The following is a 24,879-nucleotide window of genomic DNA, read 5'->3' as shown; positions in this document are numbered from 1 at the left end:
AAATCAATCCTACGGTTTTGAAACCTACTCACATTATTGTATAAAACGACGCAAACAGGTACACAAAACTAACCTCATTACACAGAATGCGGTATATCTATTGCAAAGATATTATAAAGACGTGTAAAACAAAGAGTTGTATAATGAGTTTAGACATTTTTAACCTGAAACTTACAATTAATGGAACTTTTTGATGAAATTATACAGAATAAACTATTAGAAGACAAAATAGCCATGAGACGAGATAATCAAGTAAGAAAAGACATAGTAACGTATGGAATAACAACCATTAATAACGTCAAAGAGAGTTCACAAAAAACGAATTCGACTATTAGTGTAAATAAAAAGAAACAAGGCTACCTTTCCATTTACAAATATAGCCTTTACCTTCTTGAAAACAAGTTCATTACAACGCACACAAACCAACAAAAGATCTATAAAGGGTAACTTTACCGAATTATTTTCACGAACAGAAGAAATTATTTTCATGAAAAAAAATATTTTTCTTCACGACAAGAAATATTTACTTTCATGAAAAGAAATTCAATCCAACAAATCAACGCCCCCGACACTATTACCTTACCGAAAAGGAAAAAGGTTCTTTCTACTTTTAGAAAGCAGCCTTACAGATATTGTTAAATCCTCTTTTATAAAGGGAAAAGTTCCATCAATGAAGGATATAAGATTTTATCGTAAAAGGCAGAAAAGCCCTATCCATTTTTACGTAAAAGTAAAATTAGCACTTCATTCTCATTATTACTTTAAACAGCATAATTCCACACAAAACCGAGTCTGATTATTTATAACACCTAAGAAGACTAAAAAACACTGGGCAAAAGGGCAGTATATCCAAAGAATATCGTATCTTTGCAAACAGAAGTAACACCAAATTTTATATAAAGACTATGATTCTTTTCTTCAGAACTCAGTCCAAAAGCGTGATTGCCACAGAAGTCTATCATGCATTATCCGACGCGGAAATCAACGAACTTTGTTGGCTCTATGGCGATGCCACCTACTTGCAGAACGAAGAGACACTGCAGGGCTACTATGTGGGACCACGCCGTGAGATGATTACTCCTTGGAGTACGAATGCCGTCGAGATTACTCAAAACATGAGTCTTGACGGCATTTTGCGTATAGAGGAGTACTTCCCTGTAAGTAGCAAAGATGCTGATTACGACCCAATGTTGCAACGTATGTATGAGGGTTTGGACCAGGCAATCTTCACTGTCAACCACGAGCCAGAGCCTATCAAGCGTGTAGAGGACTTGGAGAAGTTCAACGAAGAGGAAGGTTTGGCACTCTCACCAGAGGAGATGGAATATCTCCACAAGATTGAGAAGCAGAATGGCCGCCCACTCACCGACTCTGAAATCTTCGGTTTCGCACAGATTAACTCTGAGCATTGCCGCCATAAGATTTTCGGTGGTGAGTTTGTCATTGATGGTAAGGTAATGGAGAGCAGCCTCTTCAGCCTCATCAAGAAGACTACAAAAGAGAATCCTGGTAAGATTCTTTCAGCCTATAAAGACAACGTAGCTTTCGCACAAGGTCCAGAGGTTGAGCAGTTTGCACCAGCAAACCAAAGTACATCCGACTATTTCCGAGTAAAGCCTATCGAGAGTGTTATCTCTCTGAAAGCCGAGACCCACAACTTCCCAACTACCGTTGAGCCATTCAATGGAGCAGCAACAGGTACGGGTGGTGAGATTCGCGACCGTATGGGCGGTGGCGTTGGTTCATGGCCAATCGCAGGAACAGCAGTCTATATGACCGCTTACCCTCGTCTGACAGAAGATGACGGTACAACTCCAGCCTTACGTGATTGGGAAGATATCCTTCCTGTCCGTCAGTGGCTCTATCAAACTCCAGAACAGATTCTTATCAAGGCATCTAATGGTGCGAGTGATTTCGGTAATAAGTTTGGTCAGCCTTTAATTACCGGTTCACTACTCACATTTGAACATCAAGAGAATGGTGAGAAGTATGCTTACGATAAGGTAATTATGCTTGCAGGTGGCGTTGGTTATGGTACCAAGCGCGACTGTCTGAAGGGTGAACCACAGGCTGGCAACAAGGTAGTTGTCGTTGGTGGTGATAACTATCGTATCGGACTTGGTGGTGGTTCTGTTTCATCAGTTGATACTGGTCGTTACTCAAATGGTATTGAGTTGAATGCCATACAGCGTGCTAACCCAGAGATGCAGAAACGTGCTTATAACCTCGTACGTGCATTGGTAGAAGAAGACAACAACCCTGTTGTTTCTATTCACGACCATGGTTCTGCAGGACACTTGAATTGCTTGAGTGAGCTTGTTGAAGAATCTGGTGGTAAGATTGATATGTCACAGTTGCCTATCGGTGACAAGACTTTGAGTGCCAAAGAAATTATCGCCAACGAATCACAGGAGCGCATGGGCTTGCTCATTGACGAGAAGCACCTCGACCACGTGAAGAAGATTGCTGAGCGTGAGCGTGCACCAATGTATGTTGTTGGTGAAACTACAGGTGATGCCCACTTTGCTTTCGTACAGGGCGATGGTGTAAAACCATTCGACTTAGACGTAGCACAGATGTTCGGTCATTCTCCAAAGACAATCATGAAGGATGAGATCGTTGAACGCAAATATGAGAATGTATCTTATAGTATAGATAAGGTGGAGGAATACCTCCAGCGTGTGCTTCAGTTAGAAGCTGTGGCATGTAAGGACTGGTTGACAAACAAGGTTGACCGCTCTGTTGCAGGTAAGGTTGCCCGTCAGCAGTGTCAGGGTGAGATTCAGTTGCCACTCTCTGACTGTGGTGTTGTAGCCTTAGACTATCGTGGTCATAAGGGTATTGCTACCGCACTCGGTCACGCTCCACAGGCAGGACTCGCATCACCAGAGGCAGGCTCTGTCCTTTCCGTAGCTGAATCATTGACCAACATCGTATGGGCACCATTGGCAGACGGCATGGATAGCCTAAGTCTTTCAGCCAACTGGATGTGGCCTTGTCGCTCACAGAAGGGTGAAGACGCACGTCTTTATAGTGCGGTTAAGGCACTATCAGACTTCTGCTGCGCTATCGGCGTGAACGTTCCAACAGGTAAGGATTCACTTTCTCTGACTCAGCAATATCCTAATGGAGATAAGATTATCTCTCCAGGAACCGTCATTGTTACCAGTGGTGGTGAGGTAAGCGATGTTCGTCAGGTGGTTTCTCCAGTACTTGTTAATAATAAGAACACACGCCTCTATCATATCGACTTTAGCTTTGACGAGCAGCGTTTAGGTGGTTCTGCCTTTGCACAGAGTCTCGGAAAGATTGGCAGTGACGTTCCAACCGTGAAAGAACCACAGTACTTCTGCGACTGTTTCGATGCTGTACAGGAGATGATTCGCCGTGGATGGATACTTGCTGGACACGACATTTCAGCAGGTGGTTTGATTACAACATTGCTTGAAATGACCTTTGCTAATGCTGAAGGTGGTTTGCATATCAACCTCCACGACATCAAGGGTGACGATGTAATCAAGAAGCTTTTTGCTGAGAATCCGGGTGTAGTTATTCAGGTTGCTGATGAACATAAGGAAGAAGTCAAAGAATTCTTGACTGAGAACTGTATCGGCTTTGCTCGTATCGGTACACCAAGTCCTGACAAACGTACGCTCAGCATTGCTGATGGCGATTGGAAGGCAGAGTTCGATATTGATGCTATGCGTGAGACATGGTATAAGACTTCGTACTTGCTCGACCGCAAACAAAGTATGAACGGCATGGCGAAGAAGCGTGCTCAGAACTATAAGAAGCAGCCAATCGAGATGAAGTTTAATGCTGACTTCACCGGTACACTTCAGCAGTATGGACTCAATGCAGACCGTTGGAAGACTTCAACACCTAACACCCATCACCAAACACCAAAGGCAGCTATCATTCGTGAGAAGGGCACCAATGGTGAGCGTGAGATGGCTTATGCACTCTATTTGGCAGGCTTTGAGGTGAAAGACGTCATGATGACCGACCTCATCACTGGTCGTGAGACTTTGGAAGAAGTAAATATGATCGTCTTCTGCGGTGGTTTCTCTAACTCTGACGTACTCGGTTCTGCAAAGGGATGGGCTGGTGCTTTCCTCTATAATCCAAAGGCTAAGCAGGCACTCGACCGCTTCTATGCACGCGAAGATACACTTTCATTGGGTATCTGTAACGGTTGTCAGTTGATGGTTGAGTTGAACCTTATCAACCCAGAACACAAGCATCGTGCTCACCTCTGCCACAATACAAGTAAGAAGTTTGAGAGTTCATTCTTGAACTTGACCATTCCACAGAACGATAGTGTAATGTTCGGTTCACTGAGCGGTAACAAACTCGGTATCTGGGTAGCACACGGCGAGGGTCGTTTCTATCTGCCAGAGGCTGAAGACAAGTACAATATCATTGCTAAATACAATTACGCTGAATATCCTGGTAACCCTAACGGCTCTGACTACAATGTAGCAGGTATCTGCTCTGCAGACGGTCGTCACCTTGCAATGATGCCACACTTGGAACGTGCTATCTTCCCATGGCAGCAGGCTTACTATCCACGTGAGCGTCGTCAGGAAGAGGTTACACCATGGATTGAGGCATTTGTAAATGCTCGTAAGTGGGTTGAAAGCAAGTTGTAAAGTTTGCCCCCTCCCCTATTGAAGGTGTAATAGATTAGTACACCTTTAATATATATAGACAACGCAGGGAAACGCCCTCATCTGAGTTATATTACCGAATAGGTATATGTGAACAGATGGGGGCGTCTGTACCTCTCTAATATTGATTTCACTATAAAAACAAGACACAGTGGACAAAGATAACATTTCATCAACACCAAACACCCAACGTCCATCACCCAAAGGATTCTATTGGGAAGCCTTCAAAACCTTCTTTAAGATCGGAGCCTTTACACTTGGCGGTGGTTATGCTATGATTTCGATTATTCAAAACGAAGTCGTAGTAAAGAAAAAGTGGATTCCAGAAGACCAGTTTGTTGACCTGATAGCTGTTGCACAAAGCTGTCCGGGTGTCTTTGCAGCTAATATCAGTGTCTTTGTAGGCTATAAGATGCGGAAGACCCCAGGAGCCATTTGCACCTGCTTGGGAGCAATTCTCCCCTCTTTCCTTATCATTCTCTGCATCGCTCTCTTCTTCCATCAGTTTATGGACATTCCTTGGGTGGCAGCAATTTTCCGCGGAATACGCCCTGCTGTCGTGGCTTTGATTGCAGCACCAACCTTTACCTTGGCTAAGAGTGCAAAACTTTCATTGGCAAACTGTTGGATTCCTATTGTCACCGCGATAGCCATTTGGCTGTTAGGTGTTAATCCTGTTTACGTCATTATTGCAGCAGGATTAGGTGGATTCCTTTATGGGAAGTTTATTAAACCGACGGAGTGAGATACCTCCCCCAGCCCCTCCAAAGGAGGGGAGAGCCTAACGGGATATACTTCGCAAAAGAAATAGCATACTAATAACAGAAATAACAACATGATATATTTAGAACTTTTCTACACTTTCTTTATTATCGGACTCTTTGGATTTGGTGGAGGATATGGAATGCTATCACTGATACAAACAGAAACGGTTGTGAACCATCATTGGCTTAGCTCTGCTGAATTCACAAACATCGTTGCTGTATCACAGATGACGCCTGGACCTATTGGTATAAACTCTGCTACTTATTGCGGTTACACTGCTGTACATAATGCAGGCTTTGGCGCAGGTATGGCAGTATTGGGTAGTCTCACTGCCACCATAGCCCTTGTACTCCCTTCGTTGATAATGATGATTCTTATCAGTAAAATGTTCCTCAAGTATATGAACACACCCATCGTACAGTCTGTATTTGCAGGTCTACGCCCAGTAGTAGTGGGTCTATTAGCAGCTGCCACCTTATTATTATGCAATGCAGATAACTTCTCTGCACCAAGTATTAACCCTTGGCAGTTTTGTATTAGCTTGTTCCTCTTTGCTGCAACCTTTGTCGGTACGATGTGGTTAAAGATAAATCCTATCCGCATGATATGTTATGCAGGAGTTGCTGGGTTAGTCTTACTTTATTAAGAAAGTCTCATCTGCAATCATCCTATAATGTGAGAAGGAGTGAGAACACAACATTTGTAAGGGCTATTGCTAAATGGCTTCTTCTATACTACATTATGGTGACAATAAAGAATTACGCAATATCTACCGTGGTAGGTGTTGCGTAATTTCGTATTAAGCCACAGCAGTATCGAATAAGACCTCATTATACCAGTTAATCATTAGTGCATATCGTATCTAATAACGCTTGTCATAGAGTTTTATAACCATCTTTTATTATTGTGTTAAGGCTTAGCACCATTGGTGTTCATGCTTAGCACCATTAGTGCGGAGCCTTAGCACATGAACAACATGTAGTATAGAAACGAGTATCCTACTGTACATAGAACTGCAGGAAAGGGAGAGAAAACTGCTAAAACTTTGTGAATAAGCGGCAAGAATAAACAAAAATCACGCAATACTTGCTATAGCTTGTATTGCGTGACTTCGTATTAAGATACTATTAACGGACTATTCGATAGAATTAAGTCCATTAAAGAAAACTTGTTCTTACATAAGATGCAACCAACGAAGAATGTCGTTGAGGTTGGCAAATATCATAAGGAGGATTAGGATGGTTATACCAACATACTCTGCACGTACCATGAACTTCTCTGATGGCTTACGACGAGTAATGATCTCATAGAGAAGGAATACCACATGACCACCATCCAAAGCAGGGATAGGGAGAATATTCATGAAGGCAAGCATGATACTTAAGAAAGCTGTCATCGTCCAGAACATGTACCAATCCCAAAATGGAGGAAAGAGGCTACCTATAGCACCGAAGCCACCAATACTCTTAGCACCATCAGCTGAAGCAAGGTAACGAAAGTTACCAACATATCCACGCAGCACGTTCCAACCATGCTTGATACCTGCTGGGAAACTCTCAAAGAAGGTGTAGTTCTCTTGTACTGGCTTATAATAAGTAGCCAACGTAGCTTGCATAACACCCAACTTTAAGTCTGGTGTCATCATGATTTTTAGTGTGTCGAGTTTTGTATCTCCCTTATGTTGGATTGTCAACACAACAGAACGGACTGCAAGAGAGTCTTTATGAGTATTCTTCACTGCCAAGACATCACTTAAGATACCCGTCTGATAGTTCATATCCGACCAAGTTTCAACAGGTTTCCCATTGATAGACTTAATAAGATCACCTGCCTTGATACCTGCTTTCGCTGCTGGCGTATCCCCCAACACACTGTCAACCTGTGCTGGAATAAAAGGTTCAGCAAACAAAGGGCGCGTCTTGATCATTGACAGCATATCCAAATCACCAGGCAGAGATATGCTATGCTTCTTACCGTGACGAAGGACATCGACACGTTTTGCCTGTGCTATCTGCCGAAAGAAGTCACCATTCACATTAGCATACTCACGGAATGCACCTTGGTCAGTTCCCAACATTACATCATGATCTTTGAAGCCCAGTGCCTTTGCCTCTGCATTGAAACGCATACCCATACTCATATCAGCGACCTTGAAATAGCTATCGCCCCAAACGAACATAACCATTGAGTAGATGAAGAGGGCAAGGACAAAGTTGACTAGAACACCACCAACCATAATCAAAAGACGTTGCCATGCAGGCTTAGAACGGAATTCCCATGGCTGTGGTTCCTGCTTCATCTGGTCGGTATCGAAACTTTCGTCTATCATACCAGATATCTTACAGTAGCCACCAAGAGGCAACCAACCCATACCATATTCCGTATCGTCTTTCTTAGGTTTCCAACTAAAGAGTTTACCTTTCCACTTACCGATACCCACATCGAAGAATACGAAGAACTTTTCAACACGAACACCGAAAAGCTTCGCAAAGAACATGTGTCCTCCTTCATGCAGCAGGACAAGCAGAGAGATTGCCAGAACAAACTGGAGCAATCTGATCAGAAATGTTTCCATTGTTTATCTATTCATTATTTATTATTCATAATCTCGAGTGCTACACGGCGTGCCTCAGCATCCGTCTGCACATAAACATCATAGTCGGGGTTACTATCAAAAGCAACGGCTTGCATTGTCTTCTCTATAATATCGCCCATTGCCAAGAAACTACAAGCATCCTTTCGGAAGCCTTCATTAACAATCTCATTGGCAGCATTGACAATACAAGGCATATTACCGCCCTTATTGATAGCTTCGTATGCCATTGCTAAACACTTAAACTTCTCCACATCAGGTTCAAAGAACTCTAACGGCTGACGGAAGAAGTCTAACCTATCGCCCCTTAATGGCAGACGCTGTGGGAACGAAAAGGCATATTGGATAGGTAATCTCATATCTGGAACACCTAACTGTGCCTTCACACCACCATCACAAAACTGTACCGCACTGTGAACAATAGATTGTGGATGAACCAATACTTGTATCTTATCAGCTGGAACACCGAAGAGCCATTTAGCCTCTATCACCTCGAAACCTTTGTTCATCAAAGATGCAGAGTCGATGGTAATCTTTGCCCCCATATCCCATGTAGGGTGTTTGAGCGCATCGGCTGCAGTGACATGCTTCAACTGTTCATGGGTAAAAGTACGGAAAGGACCACCTGAACAAGTGAGAAGAATCTTCTCTATCTCGTTCGCATCCTCACCAACTAAACTCTGGAAGATGGCACTATGCTCACTGTCAACAGGCAGAATAGGCACATGATATTGCTGCGCCAACTGCAGAATTAATTCTCCAGCAACAACAAGTGTCTCCTTGTTTGCCAAACATATCTTCTTCTTTGCTTTGATAGCGTGGATTGTTGGAGCAAGACCCGAATAACCAACCATCGCTGTGAGTACCATATCTATTGATGGTGACTCAACGATATCCTCCAAAGCTTTGCTACCTGCATACACCTTTACATCAGGCATATCAGCCAACTCTTGCTTCAAAGGCTCGTAGTAAGTCTCATCAGCTATGACAACAGCTGCAGGATTAAAGCGACGAGCCTGTTCAGCAAGTTCCTTCCAACGATGGTTGGCAGTGAGCGCATACGCCTCATAGAGGTCAGGATGCTGACTGATAACATCAAGAGCTTGCGTACCAATGCTACCTGTTGAACCTAATATACAGATTTGTTGTTTCATTACTTCTTTTAATTTATGCTGCGAATCATAGGTCGAGCAATCCTGCTGGGATCCGCATCGTGATAGTCTGAGCTTCCGTATCAGTTGCAACGATAAGTTCGTCAGTGGCAGGAATGAGTATTTCCTCGCCTTCAGGCGTATTCACCTCAAAGAGCGTATTGACAGTTGTTTCATCTACAGCAACAATCTTACCAATCACATTATTCGTTGCTTCATCTATCAAGGAATAACCTACAATCTGCGCCCATGACACATCATCGGTACCTTCCTCCGCCAACTTGCGTGGAAAATAGACGATACAACCTGTCAATTCACGTGCTTGCGCATCGCTGTCGATGTCACAAAACTTCATCAGGGCTATCTCGTCAGAACGGAACCGATATTCCTCCATAAAGAAAGGAACAAGGATTCCGTCAATGTCCAATATTAGATAGTCGGCATCTACCACATCAAAAATGTCATCGGAGAACTGCAACTGCAACTCTCCGTGTACGCCATGTGGTTTCCCAATACGCCCAATCTTATAGACATCTTCCTTCTTTATCATTTATATCTACTTACATCATACTATTGACTAACAAACCTCTGCTCGCTGAATCTTTGCACCAAGGGCATTGAGGCGTCCTTCGATGTTCTCATATCCTCGGTCAATTTGTACTATATTATCAATACGACTTGTTCCCTGTGCTGTTAGTGCTGCGATAAGCAGTGCAATACCCGCACGAATATCAGGACTTGACATACGACCCGCACGAAGTTTCTTAGCATTATCGTGACCAACAACTACGGCACGGTGAGGATCACAGAGGATTATCTGTGCACCCATGTCAATGAGTTTGTCCACAAAGAACAAACGACTCTCAAACATCTTCTGGTGGAAAAGTACACTACCCTGTGCCTGTGTAGCAACAACAAGTAACACAGAGATAAGGTCTGGAGTCAATCCTGGCCATGGAGCATCACTGATAGTCATAATCGTTCCATCAATGAAAGAGTCTATCACATAGTGGTCCTGACGTGGAATGATGAGGTCGTCATTATCTACTATTATCTGTACACCGAGACGGTGGAAGGTGTCGAGTATCAATCCCAAGTTAGGAACGGACACATCCTTAATGCGAACACCATCACCAATCATTGCAGCAATACCAATGAAAGAGCCTACCTCAATCATGTCAGGCAGGATTCTATGGTCAGCAGAATGCAATTCCTTCACACCCTCGATAGTAATCAAGTTACTGGCAATACCGCTAATCTTTGCACCCATTGCATTTAGCATCTTACAGAGTTGCTGGATATATGGCTCACAAGCTGCGTTGTAAATTGTTGTTGTCCCTTCTGCTAACACTGCTGCCATGATGATATTAGCAGTACCCGTAATAGACGCCTCGTCTAATAGCATATAAGTACCAACAAGTTTATCAGCCTGTATCTCATATACATCTCGATCTTCAACACGCCCAAAGTGTGCACCAAGATTTTTGAATCCAAGGAAGTGAGTATCCAAACGACGACGACCAATCTTATCACCACCTGGCTTAGCTATCGTAGCCTTACCAAAACGACCCAACAAAGGACCAATCATCAAGACACTTCCACGCAGAGAAGAGCACTTCTTAACAAAGTCGCTACTCTCCAAATAATCGAGGTTTACCTCGTCTGCTTGGAAAGAAAACTCATTAGGAGCAAGCTTCTTCACCTTCACTCCAATATCTTGTAAGAGTTTGATGAGATTGTTCACATCGAGGATATCAGGCACATTACGTATGATAACCTCTTCTGATGTCAATAATGTTGCGCAAATCACCTCCAAGGCTTCATTCTTTGCACCTTGTGGAGCAATCGTGCCACTCAGCCGATGTCCACCTTCTATGATAAAGGATTCCATGTGTCGTTATTTTACTTTTTCTTCTTATTACGAGGCTGTGCAAACTCCCTCGTATTAATTTTCTCAAACTTGAAAGTATCAAGGTCGAGCTGAATCTTGCCATCTGTATAGCGAGCAAGATCAGAGGCTATCTTCTCATCATCACTTGAGCCATGTCCCCATTGCATAAGACTTCGTTTCATCTGATTAGCAACAGAACGTACAAAAGCATCCCGACGATCTCCTGGTTCCATTGTCTTCAGCTCTTCAAAAGCTTCAAACAATAGTTTCCCATAGTGCCTTACTGGAATATTCGACATCGGATAAGTCATGGATTCAGGCTTTGTAGCTATCTTCAAAGCTTCTGACATATCACAAGGATAGTCAATATCCAACTTGAAGTTAGACATCAATGCCAAATGATCCCAAAGCTTCTCCATGTGATCAAAGTTACCACGATTCTGAGCATTCATCCTATCCATAATGGAGACAATAGTTTCTGCACACCGCTGGCGTTCCTCTTTTGTAGGAAGGCCGACAGCATAGTCCACCATGTTTTGTATCTCTCGCCCATACTGTGGCAGTATTAGTCGTTCTCGTTGTGTGTTATAATCTAATCCTTCTATATTCATTGAATGATGAATGTTACGTTTTAAGTGATGATGAAAAGCCTTCTGATAGAATCTGGACTATAGCAAAGGCTTTGCCTCTTTAGCAACGAAGTCCTTAAGATAGAATGGGACAAAGTAAGCTACATCCTCAAACTTCTCTTGTGCAATACGCTTCTCAGCTAAAGGGAACATATTCTTAGCCAAGGCATCAATACCCTTGATTAAGTGTGCATTAGGATGATTGATAATCTCCATACACTTCTCTGCGCCATTTCCGAAGAAATAGACAGGACCACAATCAAGATACTCCTTGTAAGTATTCTCGTCAACCACATCAGCCTGAATACCACGCACTTCTTTTAAAGCACGGTCATATACCGCAGAATAAACTTCCATACGGCGCGCATCAATCATCGGCACGAGGAGCGCATTGTTCTCAACCTCTTCATGATGTAATAAGACAGGCACAGTCAACAGCTCCAATGTAGGCACTGCCAACAACTTCACTCCTCGTCCATAGCAAATACCTTTTGCCATGGACACGCCAACACGCAGACCAGTGTACGAACCAGGACCACTACTAACTGCCACTGCATCCAATGGCAATCCATTCTTATCTGTAAAGGCAAGAGCCTCATCTACAAATGTTCCTAACTTTTCTCTATGCTTAGGATCGAGCGTATCTTGCTTTTCGAAAATACAAGTTCCATCCTGACTAACTGCAACAGAGCACACATTTGTACTCGTATCAATGTTTAATATACAAGACATAAAAATCAATTATGTTCTAAATAACATGCAAATATACTCTTTTTATTCCACATTTTTTGTACATTTGCAAAAAAATAATGCGAAAAGCTCATGATACTATCAATGACAGGCTATGGCAAAGCCGTTATAGCCTACAAGGAAAAGAAAATCAACGTTGAGTTGAAATCACTTAATAGTAAGTCTTTCGACCTCTCAGCACGCATCGCACCTCTCTACAGAGAAAAGGAAATGGAAGTCCGCCGTTTGCTCGCACAAAAGCTAGAACGTGGGAAAGTTGACTTCTCGCTATGGGTTGAAAAAGAGGCTACCATTGACGCTACCCCTATCAATGCTGCACTTGTAGAGAATTATTATAAACAAATTAAATCTATCTCGTCATCTACAGGTATTCCAGAACCACAAGATTGGTTTACAATACTTCTCCGTCTTCCTGACATAACAACTAAGACTGAGATTGAAGTCTTGGACGAAGAAGAATGGGAGATAGCACAACAGGCTATCAACGAAGCGCTTGAAAAACTTATTGAATTCCGCAAGCAGGAAGGAGCAGCCTTGCAGAAGAAGTTTGATGAGAAGATTGACAACATCAGCACCCTTCTTAAAAGTATCGAACCATTTGAGAAGAGCCGTGTACCAAAGATTAAAGAAAAAATCATCGATGGTCTCAAACAGATTCCTGAGGTTGACTATGACAAGAATCGCCTTGAGCAGGAACTGATTTATTACATTGAGAAGCTCGACATCAACGAAGAAAAGCAGCGACTGACCAACCATCTCAAATACTTTAAGGAGACAATGCAGGAGAATGGTCATGGAATTGGCAAAAAACTCGGTTTCATCGCTCAGGAGATGGGTCGAGAGATTAATACAACAGGATCTAAGAGCAACCAAGCTGAGATGCAGAACATCGTCATTAAGATGAAGGACGAACTGGAGCAGATTAAGGAACAGGTTCTGAACGTCTTGTAAGGACCTCTCTAGTTCCGTCACGGGAGGGAAGTACCTGACGGGGTGTAGTTTGCAGAAACTATAAATAAAACATGAAAAGGAACAAGAGTACATTATGGTAACAGTATATGGTACCGATACTCATGATAAAAAAATCTTTCATGATTATAGAAGACCTGCAAACTTATTAAGTATAACGCTATGGAGAAAGAAGATAAGGGACATCGTTATCTTGGAAACCTTCATTATCATACGAATGATACTTTTACCGACCAACTACTTTATCAAAATGCAAAATATAACAGGAAGCATCCTACTAAAGTAGAAGAACCTTTGTGGAAGTACCTGGAGGGAAGCAATTAAGTCTATGTAATCGCCGACAATATCCGGTCTTGGATTATATTTCTGCTGCTGCCTGCCTATCCTTGAACCTATTAATTGAAGTTGACGCCCCCAATCACCTCACAGCAGAATAGTAATTAAACGATAGAGAACAAGACGCTTACTCTAAATCTTTAGGTTTTCATATCATTAAGGTTCTCCAATGAGGAAGTACTTCAAAATCCCAATAAAGTATTAAACAAAATAAAAACAGCAATGAACAAGCTTTCATCTGAAAACCAATCTGCTAATATAACACCAGCAGCAAATATACAGGAGGACACTTCTAATATCACATCGTCTCCTGACAACTCCCACGACAACCCGTCAGACACTCCCGTCCTTCGGAGGGGTCAGGGCAAATTGCTCATTTTCTCGGCTCCTTCCGGTGCAGGCAAAAGTACCATCGTCCAATGGTTGATGCAGGAACATCCTGAATTTGAACTGGCTTTTTCAATTAGTTGCACCACTCGTGCCCCACGTGGCACAGAACAGAATGGCATAGAATATATCTTCCTTTCTCCTGAGCAGTTTAAGGAGAAGATTGCTAAGGGTGAGTTCCTCGAGTATGAAGAGGTTTATGAAAACCGTTTTTATGGCACCTTAAAATCACAAGTAGAGAGCCAGTCTGCAGCAGGACAGAACGTTATCTTTGATGTTGATGTGAAGGGTGGCTGTAACATCAAGAAGTTCTATGGTGATCGTGCTTTAAGCCTTTTCATACAACCTCCATCGATAGAAGAACTACGTCGCCGTCTTGTTGGGCGACAAACCGACAGCGCAGACGCAATAGAGCATCGTCTTGCTAAGGCTTCAGAAGAACTGACTTTTAGCGATAAATTCGACAAGATTATCGTCAATGACGACCTAGAGAAGGCCAAGCAGAAAACTTATGAGATTGTAAAAGCGTTTTTAGAGGGATAAAGCCTCCCCCAACCCCTCCGAAGGGAGGGGAGTTTAACCCAACACTAAGGAATAGAATAAAGCATTTACCATAAAGCATAGTTATTTCTAGAATAACTAGGAACTCTAGGAGTACTAGCCCATATAAGCCAATACCTCCAATGAAACCATCAAACAACATTACCCAGCAAAAAACTCCCCTCCTTTCGGAGAGGTCGGGGGAAGCTTCAGGGAGGACTTCCATCGGTATCTTTGGTGGTTCTTTCAACCCAATCCATAACGGGCATATTACCCTTGCAAAGGCTTTTCTTGAGAAAGAAAACTTAGATGAGGTTTGGTTTATGGTTTCCCCTCAAAATCCATTTAAGGTTAACCAGCAGCTTTTAGCTGACCACCTACGCTTAGAATTAGTGCGTAAGGCAATCGCTCACAACCCACAATTCAAGGCTTCGGACTATGAATTCCAACTTCCGAAACCTTCTTACACTTGGAACACGCTACAGCATCTCAGACATGACTACCCAACTTATCGTTTCACCCTTCTTGTTGGAGGTGACAATTGGGCAGCTTTCGACCGATGGTATCATGCAGAAGATATCCTTGCCAATTACAAAATCGTTGTTTATCCACGACTTGGTCAAGAGATAGATAAAACTATACTACCTGCAAACGTTAGTTTACTTCAAACTCCACTCATAAATGTTAGTAGCACCGATATCCGTCACCGAGTAGAGCAAAGGGAAGACATCAGCAGACTTGTACCTGCAGATATTGAGAATGAAATCCAACGACTTTATTCAGCCATAACACCTATTGGGAGAAATAGATTCCAACTAAGGAAATGATTGGAGTAACAATACAAATCTTCACTCCACAGCCAATCATTCGTAGCTTACAACATTACTTTTACTCAACAGTTTTCACATATAGTATCTTCTGCGTTTGTGCATATGCCCAACACCAATTGTGCGGAGGCTAAGCACCAATTGTGCGGAGGCTGAGCACGACATGTGCGGTGGGTAATTGAAAACGGACGAATAGACGCTTACCAGCTTACATAGTATTATTTTACGTCTAAGCTTTGACTTATCTTAAAAATAGTGTTAACTTTGCAAGTAAATAAATACGCCTACATGAAATTTGCTAAATACGCAGTCAACTCATTGAATAAGGCATATCAGCCCATTAAGGACAACGCCTCATTCTTTTTCTTTATGTACCTTATCGGTATATTAGTATCGTATGCAGAATTACCTACAAACAACCCACATGCTACGGTATATAGTAACCTATGGTTAGAGTTGTTTCTCGACCTATACATTATCTGCATCATTCTCACGCTGATTCCTCTAAAGGTTCGTCGATGGATTCGTGCTTTTTTGTATATCATCGCCTACAGCACGAGCCTTATCGACCTTTTCTGTTGGGTAAAGTTCCAATCGGCGTTGAATCCGTCAATGCTCCTACTTGTTGGAGAAACTGACAAACGTGAGGCAAGCGAGTTTTTTAGTAGTTATTTTACGTTTGACCTTATCTTCTCAAGTGTAGGATTACTACTGCTTGTTATACTTTTTCATATCCTTACAACATTTCTGAAGAAGATAAAACTGCCACCAGCTATTAGCTATAAGGTTACAGTGGCGAAACAAATAATTAACCATAGTCACCACATTCTTGGGGGCATTTGTCTCGTATTTCTTGGTTGGGCGATTGAATCATCTGCTCACAACAAGAAAGAAATGGTTCAGATGTTCTCTTTGGACACCATCGGCTCTGTTGAACACGAGTTGACAACAGACGATTGCGCACAATTTTATTTACCCCTTTACCGCCTTGCTTTCAGTATTTTCTCCAACGAGTTAGCATCGCAACAAGTTGAACGTCTCATCGAAGCAAAAGACAAGATGAGTGTAGATAGTTGCTCCTTCAAATCGCCAAATATCATCCTTATCATCGGAGAAAGCTACGGAAAGCTCCATTCACAACAATATGGCTATTTCATGCCAACTACTCCTCGCCAGATTAAACGTGAGAAGTCAGGTTTGCTCATACCATTTAAGGATGTCGTAGCACCGTGGAATCTAACTAGCTTCGTGTTTAAAAACGTATTTTCTCTACACGTTGTAGGCCAAAAAGGCGAGTGGTGTGATTACCCACTTTTCCCTTCACTATTCCGAAAGGCAGGCTATCACGTAACCTTCATCACCAATCAGTTCTTACCAAAGGCGAAGCAGGCTGTGTATGATTTTAGTGGTGGGTTCTTCCTTAATCACCCAGAACTTTCAGAGGCAATGTTCGATTCACGAAACACGCAATTATATCGATTTGATCGTGGTTTGCTCGATGATTACGACAAAAATCAGGAACAACACAATACCGATCATAACCTCATCATCTTCCATCTGCTCGGACAGCATGTTAAATATAAACAACGTTTCCCAAGCGACCGACGTCACTTCAAAGCTGATGATTATGTTAAGAAACGTGCCGATCTTGATGGCAAACAACGAGAGATGTTAGCTGATTACGATAATGCCGTACTCTATAATGACTCCATTGTTGATGCCATCATCAGTCGTTTTGAGGATAAAGATGCCATCATTATCTATATGCCTGACCATGGTGAAGAATGCTATGAGGGGAATCGCGGTTTCATCTGCCGTAAACACTCGGCTGCCATTGACTATGACTTGGCGCACTATGAATTTGAAATTCCTTTCTGGATTTTCTGCTCTTACAAGTATGCTGCTAAGCATCCTGATATTTTCAAAGAAATAATCGGTGCTAAGAACCGACGCTTTATGACGGATGCCCTGCCCCACATGCTACTTTATCTGGCGGGTATTCATACGAAAGACTATCATGCTGAGTATAACATTCTGAGTCCACAATACAACGAAAATCGACCAAGAATACTCAAGAATACAACGGATTACGATAAGCTAATCCGACCTTCTGAGCAGGAATCACCTCTGAAGAGGAGGTAAACACCCAACTCAGATGCGAAAGCTTCAACCACAACATCAATCTTTTAGTGATTCTAGAAGAATATTAGATTATAAGATATAAAAAACAATGTTCGACAAGATCTTTAGTTCTAAAGGAAGCAAACATCCATCCATCTCATCCGGCGAAAATACCGAAGAAAAACTTACACGGACGGAATGTAACGCATTGCGGGGACTTGCCATCATTGGCATCTTCCTGCATAACTATTGCCATTGGTTAAGACCAATGGTGAAAGAGAACGAATACCAATACTTCCAACGTAATGTTGATGGACTTTATCGGGTGCTGCAAGGTTCATGGGATGAATTATTTTTATTCCACATCTTTTCTTTCTTTGGACATTATGGAGTACCCATATTCCTCTTTCTGTCAGCTTATGGACTGACAATGAAGTATGAAAAGTGCTCAGTCATTAGCCCTACAGAGAATATGCAAGCCGAAAGGAAACTCCGTCGCTTCGGTTTCATCAAGTACCACTGGTTGAAACTCTTCCGCATGATGATTGTCGGCTTCGTTGCTTTTACGATGGTTGACGCTATCACCATCGGGCAGCATCATTACAAGGTGATGGACATAATCGGACAAATGGGCCTTTTTAACAACCTTCTTACCCATCCCGACGACATCATTTGGCCAGGACCATACTGGTTCTTTGGACTAATGATTCAGCTATACATCGTTTATCGATTGTTTCTTTATCGTCGCCATTGGACGTGGAATGTTACATTGATTGTCCTATGCTTTGTTATCCAGATAGCTTGTGACCCAGAAGGTGACGCTTTGAACCGCTGGAGATATAACTTTATTGGAGGAATGTTGCCATTCGGTGCAGGCCTACTTTATGCAAGATACGTACGTCCATGGAGTACAGCTACGAACCTTGTAGCCTTCATCCTATCAGTGTTTGCGATTGTATTGATGAGTTTCAGTTATCTAACATGGTATTTTGTGCCCCTTGCTATTTGCATCGCTTCCATCACATTCGTGAAGTTATTAAGTCGTTTAGAAACAACTATTGACTGGAAAAACTTCTCATTAATGGGTGTTTTATCTTGGGTCGGGAGTATATCAGCAGCCCTCTTCGTATGCCATCCTATCACAAGAAAGATATTTATTCCTATTTCCAAAGGTGGAGACTACTGGACAGGGCTTCTACTATACATCATTGCGTCACTCTGTCTTGCATGGTTGTTTAAGGAATTAATGAAGAAGATTCCAAGTCCTAAACTGAAATAAAAAACATAAAAGTTACGGTTTCATCGCATCAAAATGAAGATAAAAGACATCGAATTAGCTAACATAAGCCGTTACCGTGGCGAATTGATGGGAGCAGCTATGCTCTTCGTCATCCTCTTTCATGTTAGTCTGCCACGAGAGGATGCTTTCTTCGGATTAAGAAGAATGGGGAATATTGGCGTAGATATCTTCCTCTTCCTGAGCGGTATGGGTCTTTGGTTCTCTTGGACCAAGAAGCCCTCACTTCGACTTTTTTATCTCCGACGTCTTTTACGCATTTATCCCGCATGGTTCATCATAGCTTGTCTATACTATATCCCAGATTATCTCTGTCCTAACCTCGTAGGACATAGCGGACAAAGTACGAGTATCATCGATCTCATCGGTGATATAACAATAAACTGGGACTTCTGGTTACACGATGAACTAACATTCTGGTATATACCCGCCATCATCTTTCTCTATCTAGTGAGTCCATTTTACATGAACCTCATCATCAAGCATCCTATTTATCGATGGTTGCCGGTGATGATGATTATGTGGTGTATTCTTGTGCAATATGTAACGCCCATCCACAATATCTTAGGTCATTTAGAGATCTTCTGGAGCCGTATCCCAATCTTCTTCATCGGGATCAACATTGCAGCAGCGGTGAAACGAAAGGAGACAATGGACGGAGCTTCCATCTGGATGATTTGGCTAATGTTCATAATGGCGCTTGCAGCGAGCATTTTCCTCGAGCAAGAGAAGCACGGACAGTTCCCACTCTTCCTTGAAAGAATGCTCTATATCCCCCTTACAATTACAACGATACTTCTTCTAAACCGCGTATTCCGTAGAACGCCAAAGAGTATAAACAAAGCATTTAAGTTCATTGGTGCATTAAGTTTGGAGGCGTATCTGATTCACGCACACTTTGTATTAGATTATGTAGAAAAGAATAATTGGTCATATTGGCCTACTTTCATCGTAACAACTGCCATCACGCTGATTTTTGCATGGCTGCTGCATACGTTACTTGAACAAATAATAACGCCCATAGAGAAAAGGATAAAATGAGAAACCTCATATTGTTAATTCGCCCACATCAGTGGATAAAAAACCTCATTGTTCTTCTGCCAGTATTCTTCGGCGGAGCATTACTACATTGGGATGCCATTTACGCAGGTCTGATTACAACGCTAGCTTTTAGTTTTTCAGCGTCATCAATCTACTGTCTTAATGACATCGTAGATATCAACGATGATCGCCAACATCCTGTAAAACGAAACCGCCCAATGGCATCTGGAGCTGTGAGTATTGGGATGGGATACCTACTGATGGGAATGATGTTCATCTTCTCGATGGCTTCGACCTTTTTGTTACCAGCTCACCAACTAGAGACAGCCAGCGTAATCCTCTTTTACTGGCTATTAAACATTGCCTATTGCCTTCGTCTAAAGCAATATGCCATCATCGACGTGTGTATCGTTGCCTTCGGATTTGTACTTCGCATTCTTGCCGGAGGATACGCTACGAACATACAACTGAGTAAGTGGATAGTGCTCATGACCTTCCTCCTAATGCTCTTTTTATCGTTTGCAAAACGCCGTGATGACGTAGTGAGAATGAATGAGACGGGGAATGCACCGCGTCAAAACACTATTCGTTATAACATCACCTTCATCAATCAGGCTATCACGATAACAGCGAGTGTTACTCTCGTATGTTATATCATGTACACTATGAGCCCAGAGACGATTCAGAATTTTCACACAGATTACCTTTATCTGACAAGTGTTTTCGTACTCTTAGGGCTGCTACGTTATATTCAGATATCAGTAGTTGACAAAAAGAGTGGCGACCCAACGAAGGTGATGCTACACGATCGTTTTATGCAACTGATTGTCTTAGCCTTCGGTCTAGCCTTCCTCTTCATTATCTATGTACTTAAGAATATCCAATAAGAAATGAAAAAGATATATGCCTTTGATTTCGATGGGACATTGACTACTAAGGATACCCTTATAGAATTTATCCGCTTTACAAAAGGAAGCAGGCAGATGTTCTTGGGGTTTCTACTCTTTTCACCGATACTAATCTTGATGAAAACCCACCTTTACCCCAACGAGAAAGCAAAACAGAAGATATTCTCCTTTTTCTTCAAAGGGATAAGAATTGACGATTTCAACACCCTCTGTACACGCTTTGCACAGCAGAACAAACACTTGCTTCGACCTGCCGGAGAAGAAAAAGTAAGGAAGGTTATTGAAGAACAAAACGTAATAGTACTTATCATCAGTGCGAGCATAGACAACTGGGTACGCCCTTTCTTCGATGGAATCGATGATAAGATAAAAATCTTAGGAACTCAGATTGAAGTAAAAGAGAATTACCTTACAGGTAGATTTACCACTAAAAACTGCTACGGACAAGAGAAGGTAAATCGCCTATTGGCACTTTACCCACATCGCGAAGCCTATGACTTGATAGCTTTCGGTGACAGCAAAGGCGATAAAGAGTTACTTGACTTTGCAGACAAAGGCTATTACAAACCTTTCAGAAATAAGAAACGAGATGCTAAGAAATGAGATAAAAGACAGGAAAAAGCTCGGTGAAATCGTACGTTTTATCATCGTTGGATCATCAGCTGCAGCCATACAATATAGCACATATTTACTGTTAATATGCTGGCTACAGCCCCTCATCGCAAATACTATTGCTTACCTGGTTAGCTTTATATTTAACTATATTGCTTCCACACGTTACACCTTCCGCGTAAAGTCAACGACAAAACGAGGAGCAGGATTTGTCTTTTCGCATATTACCAATTATCTTTTGCAGAGTGGTTTCCTAAAACTCTTCCTTTGGTTAGGCTTCAGCAAACAGATAGCATTGATTCCTATGTTCGCTATCTGTGTACCAATCAACTTCCTTTTAGTACGCTTTTTCTTACATAAGAAGTGAGGTTTTGTTCCTTATTAAGCCTCACCTTCAAATTATTTTCATGAAAAGAAATATTTATTTTCCTGAAAAGAATATCTTTTTTACGTGAAAATAATTCGGAATAGAAGACAGAGTACTACGCACAAAACGAGTTCTTCCTCTTATTTCCTTTGTTTAATCTGCTTTAATTTGTACCTTTGCAGTGATTAATCAAAGCTACTCAATGCACATATTCAATATATTCAAGGTGAAGAAAGAGGAACGCTGGTTGGTTTTCATCATGCTAGCTGTCTTCCTTACTTTCAATACATTACTCATCATAAGCCATTACCACGTCTATACAATGGGCGCACATGGCGGTTTTTGGAGTATCTTTACCAAGAATTTCCGTATGTCAGGCTATGATAACTGGTCATGGATAACCATTTCAGGGATGCGCATCCATTTCATGACTTTACGCCATCCGCTATATCTCACCTTCCTTTATCCACTTTACCTATTGAACCACTGGCTCATAGATATTTTTGGATATAACTTTGCTGTGTACTTCATGGCTATCATCATCGTACTCTCAGCCTTCTATGCGGTGGTGTTCGCCTATCGTATTTTCCGTGAAGTCATGGGATTGAGACAGTTCGATGCGACTCTCCTAACCCTACTCCTCTTCTCCTTCGGACATATCCTTATACCATCGATGGTACCCGACCATTTCATCGTATCAATGATGTTTCTTCTGATGACATTGTATATTTGTGGTAAAAAGATGAAGAAGAGAGAATTATTGACAGCTTGGCAGTCATTTATCCTGACCTTTTTCACTGCGGGTATGGCTACCTCTAATGGTGCAAAGATTTATCTTGCTGGGCTATTTACAAATCAGAAAAAGTTCTTTACATGGAAGTATATCATGATTGGCGTAATCCTTCCATGCATCTTGTTGATTGGTATTCAGCAAGCACAATATTACCTTTTAGAGGTCCCTCAAAAGGCTATTATCAGCAACATAGAAAAAGTAAAGAAACAAAAGGACCCTAAGGGAGTGGAAGAATTTCAAAAGAAGCGTAATGCTTGGCAGAAATCACATTTAGGGCAGACCATGTCAAAGGGGTCAGTGCTGGATTGGCTTGATGGTTCAACACCTCGTTCAACGACTTTGGTAGAGAACTTCTTCGGCGAATCTATTCAGTTGCACCAACGTTATCTGCTGAAAGATGTTGCTTGGGACAGACCGGTTTTCGTAGCGTACAACTGGATTATAAACTATGCGATAGAAGCCATCATGATTGTGCTCTTTGTCATGGGAATTATTTTCGGTTGGCGGAAACGCTTCTTCCAAATGCTTTTGGCGTGGTTTGCTTGTGATATAACACTGCATCTCATTCTTGGTTTTGGCATTACAGAGGTTTATATCATGGCATCAGGCTGGGCTTTCATCATCCCAATAGCTTATGGTTATCTTATGAAAGGACTTTCTCATAGACACCGTCAAATACTGCGCGGCATGCTATTAGTGATTACGATTTTCCTTTGGGTTTACAACGGAGGATTAACAGCCAACTATCTACTTAACTTATAAAAGGACGTCATGCGAAATATCTTTGCGATAAAACGTGGTGAAAGGCGACTATGCCTGGTAGCATTCTTAGCTTTCTTGGCACTAAACTGGCTCATGATAGCCTATAACTATGGTTTGTTTACCAGAGGAGGCAACTTAGGTTTTTGGGGATTATTCTTCGACCATTACACTGTCTCGGGCTTCGACAACCTTTCCTACATGACAATGTCACGATGGAAAATTTATTATCAGCTCTATCGTCACCCATTGTTACCAACTTTTTTCTATCCTTTCTATCTCCTCAATCACTGGCTAATGGATCTCACAGGTAGAAATAATGCCATATTCATCGAAGCTTTCTTCAATGTACTAGCCGCTACTTATAGTTGTCTTTTCATCTATCGCATCTTTGTGAAAGTACAAGAATTAAGAAGAAAAGACGCTCTGTTACTAACGGTCTTCTTCTTTTCTTTTGCCTCTATCCTGCTCACAGTGTTTGTGCCAGACCATTTTATCTTCACACTATTCTTCCTAACTATGACATTATACCTTGCTGGAAGAGCGATGAAACGGGAGAAAAGTAGCATGAAAGCATGGCAAACAATGCTCTTGTCATTCTTTGCAGCAGGCATAACCTTTACGAATATCGCAAAGATTGGCTTGGCTGATTTGTTTGTCAATGGTAAGAAAACTTTTCGGATAAAGCACTTCTTCATTAGCTTTATTCTACCACTTTGTGCATTATTCGCAATTTATAGCTATCAACAGCAGGCGTTCGTTGAACCAGATGCGAAAGTACAAGCAAAGGTAAAAGAAAAGAAACTGAAGAAAGACTTGAAGTTTGCTGCTAAGTATGAGAAGCAACATGAGTTCATGAAAAGTCGTACTGGAACGCAAGTAGCCAACAATAGATTCTTTGAATGGACTGACTTATCAAGTTCACGAACTGACGCAGTCGTAGAGAATCTCTTCGGTGAGAGTTTACAACTTCATCAAAAACACGTATTGGAAGATGTAAACAAGTCACGCCCAATCATCGTCAGGTATAGTTGTGTACTTAATTATATAGCTGAAGCAATAATCATACTTTTGTTTTTAGGCGGAATCATCGTGGGTAGAAAGGACAAATTCCTACAATTATGTATGGCTTGGTTTGCCACAGACATTGCGCTCCATATCATTCTCGGCTTCGGTATCATCGAAGTTTATATCATGGGGGCACATTGGTTGTTCATCATCCCAATAGCAATAAGCTATCTGTTTAAACGTATCAAACAAAGACGAGTACTAATAGGAGCAAGACTTTTTATTGCAGCTTTAACGCTTGCCTTAATAGTTTACAACCTCAGCCTCATCATTCCTTATATGTTACGAGGCTTTGTTGCCCCACATTAAAGTCCTCTGCACAAACAAACAAAAACAACTCCCTTATGCCTTAGGGAAGTCGTTTTCGTTTTTTTTTCATCTGTCCTGCTTTATTACAGGGGAAGA

At 41.9% G+C, this 24,879-nt stretch carries 21 protein-coding genes; 15 read left to right on the top strand and 6 right to left on the bottom strand.

All coding sequences use genetic code 11. The annotated features are described in order from the left end of the window. Window positions 1-905 precede the first annotated feature (905 nt). From purL to J4856_RS06565, 3 genes are all read left to right on the top strand, one after another. Window positions 906-4,652, top strand: coding sequence for a phosphoribosylformylglycinamidine synthase (gene purL / locus J4856_RS06575; protein WP_025836883.1), 3,747 nt, complete (start codon window positions 906-908; stop codon window positions 4,650-4,652). A 169-nt stretch (window positions 4,653-4,821) separates the two neighbouring features. Then, the gene (locus J4856_RS06570) at window positions 4,822-5,415 is read left to right on the top strand and encodes a chromate transporter (protein WP_025836881.1); all 594 of its coding nucleotides are present in this window, start codon (window positions 4,822-4,824) and stop codon (window positions 5,413-5,415) included. A 90-nt stretch (window positions 5,416-5,505) separates the two neighbouring features. Then, window positions 5,506-6,081 (top strand): chromate transporter, encoded by a 576-nt coding sequence (locus tag J4856_RS06565; RefSeq protein ID WP_025836879.1) that lies wholly within the window; start codon window positions 5,506-5,508, stop codon window positions 6,079-6,081. A 528-nt stretch (window positions 6,082-6,609) separates the two neighbouring features. Here the strand turns inward: J4856_RS06565 and rseP are convergent. From rseP to tsaB, 6 genes are read right to left on the bottom strand one after another with little or no spacing between them, the layout of a single operon-like run. Beyond that, entirely contained in the window at window positions 6,610-8,010 is a 1,401-nt protein-coding gene (gene rseP, locus J4856_RS06560) for an RIP metalloprotease RseP (RefSeq protein WP_065367618.1), read from the bottom strand. Between the two features lie 14 nt (window positions 8,011-8,024). Next, window positions 8,025-9,182, bottom strand: a complete 1,158-nt coding sequence (locus J4856_RS06555; protein WP_025836877.1) for a 1-deoxy-D-xylulose-5-phosphate reductoisomerase — start codon at window positions 9,180-9,182, stop codon at window positions 8,025-8,027. A gap of 25 nt (window positions 9,183-9,207) precedes the next feature. Further along, window positions 9,208-9,729, bottom strand: a complete 522-nt coding sequence (gene rimM / locus J4856_RS06550; RefSeq protein WP_025836875.1) for a ribosome maturation factor RimM — start codon at window positions 9,727-9,729, stop codon at window positions 9,208-9,210. Window positions 9,730-9,756: 27 nt separating this feature from the next. Then, window positions 9,757-11,070 carry a UDP-N-acetylglucosamine 1-carboxyvinyltransferase gene (murA, locus tag J4856_RS06545; protein ID WP_025836873.1) on the bottom strand — a complete coding sequence of 438 codons (1,314 nt, stop codon included), beginning with the start codon at window positions 11,068-11,070 and terminating at the stop codon, window positions 9,757-9,759. 11 nt (window positions 11,071-11,081) lie between these two features. Beyond that, on the bottom strand, window positions 11,082-11,681 hold the full coding sequence (locus tag J4856_RS06540; protein WP_025836871.1) for a DUF4290 domain-containing protein: 600 nt from the start codon (window positions 11,679-11,681) through the stop codon (window positions 11,082-11,084). 57 nt (window positions 11,682-11,738) lie between these two features. After that, entirely contained in the window at window positions 11,739-12,431 is a 693-nt protein-coding gene (gene tsaB, locus J4856_RS06535) for a tRNA (adenosine(37)-N6)-threonylcarbamoyltransferase complex dimerization subunit type 1 TsaB (RefSeq protein WP_025836869.1), read from the bottom strand. Between the two features lie 90 nt (window positions 12,432-12,521). Between tsaB and J4856_RS06530 the strand changes: the two genes are divergently transcribed. From J4856_RS06530 to J4856_RS06475, 12 genes are all read left to right on the top strand, one after another. Beyond that, window positions 12,522-13,400: a YicC/YloC family endoribonuclease gene (locus J4856_RS06530; RefSeq protein ID WP_025836867.1), complete on the top strand. Its 879-nt coding sequence runs from the start codon at window positions 12,522-12,524 to the stop codon at window positions 13,398-13,400. 180 nt (window positions 13,401-13,580) lie between these two features. Then, window positions 13,581-13,742 (top strand): hypothetical protein, encoded by a 162-nt coding sequence (locus J4856_RS06525; RefSeq protein ID WP_172823677.1) that lies wholly within the window; start codon window positions 13,581-13,583, stop codon window positions 13,740-13,742. Window positions 13,743-13,976: 234 nt separating this feature from the next. Beyond that, a complete protein-coding gene (gene gmk / locus J4856_RS06520; protein WP_025836865.1) occupies window positions 13,977-14,684 on the top strand; it encodes a guanylate kinase in 708 nt (235 codons plus the stop codon). Between the two features lie 140 nt (window positions 14,685-14,824). Further along, a complete protein-coding gene (gene nadD, locus J4856_RS06515) occupies window positions 14,825-15,508 on the top strand; it encodes a nicotinate (nicotinamide) nucleotide adenylyltransferase (RefSeq protein ID WP_025836863.1) in 684 nt (227 codons plus the stop codon). Between the two features lie 288 nt (window positions 15,509-15,796). After that, entirely contained in the window at window positions 15,797-17,650 is a 1,854-nt protein-coding gene (locus tag J4856_RS06510) for a phosphoethanolamine transferase (protein ID WP_025836862.1), read from the top strand. A gap of 88 nt (window positions 17,651-17,738) precedes the next feature. After that, on the top strand, window positions 17,739-18,908 hold the full coding sequence (locus J4856_RS06505) for an acyltransferase family protein (protein ID WP_025836860.1): 1,170 nt from the start codon (window positions 17,739-17,741) through the stop codon (window positions 18,906-18,908). Window positions 18,909-18,941: 33 nt separating this feature from the next. Then, on the top strand, window positions 18,942-19,967 hold the full coding sequence (locus tag J4856_RS06500; protein WP_025836859.1) for an acyltransferase family protein: 1,026 nt from the start codon (window positions 18,942-18,944) through the stop codon (window positions 19,965-19,967). Next, entirely contained in the window at window positions 19,964-20,854 is an 891-nt protein-coding gene (locus J4856_RS06495; protein ID WP_065367619.1) for a decaprenyl-phosphate phosphoribosyltransferase, read from the top strand. Before J4856_RS06500 ends, J4856_RS06495 begins: the two co-directional genes overlap by 4 nt. 3 nt (window positions 20,855-20,857) lie before the next feature. After that, complete coding sequence (locus tag J4856_RS06490; protein ID WP_025836857.1) at window positions 20,858-21,478, top strand: HAD family hydrolase; 621 nt, start codon at window positions 20,858-20,860, stop codon at window positions 21,476-21,478. Beyond that, entirely contained in the window at window positions 21,465-21,854 is a 390-nt protein-coding gene (locus tag J4856_RS06485) for a GtrA family protein (RefSeq protein ID WP_025836854.1), read from the top strand. The genes J4856_RS06490 and J4856_RS06485 overlap by 14 nt, the downstream gene beginning before the upstream one ends. A gap of 202 nt (window positions 21,855-22,056) precedes the next feature. Beyond that, a complete protein-coding gene (locus tag J4856_RS06480; RefSeq protein ID WP_065367620.1) occupies window positions 22,057-23,409 on the top strand; it encodes a DUF6080 domain-containing protein in 1,353 nt (450 codons plus the stop codon). Window positions 23,410-23,418: 9 nt separating this feature from the next. Beyond that, entirely contained in the window at window positions 23,419-24,783 is a 1,365-nt protein-coding gene (locus J4856_RS06475) for a DUF6080 domain-containing protein (protein ID WP_065367621.1), read from the top strand. Window positions 24,784-24,879: the final 96 nt, after the last annotated feature.

The organism is Prevotella scopos JCM 17725 (genome assembly GCF_018127785.1).
Classification (GTDB): Bacteria; Bacteroidota; Bacteroidia; order Bacteroidales; family Bacteroidaceae; genus Prevotella; species Prevotella scopos.
Note: the sequence above shows the minus strand (reverse complement) of the source record. Positions and strands in the feature narration are given on the sequence as shown.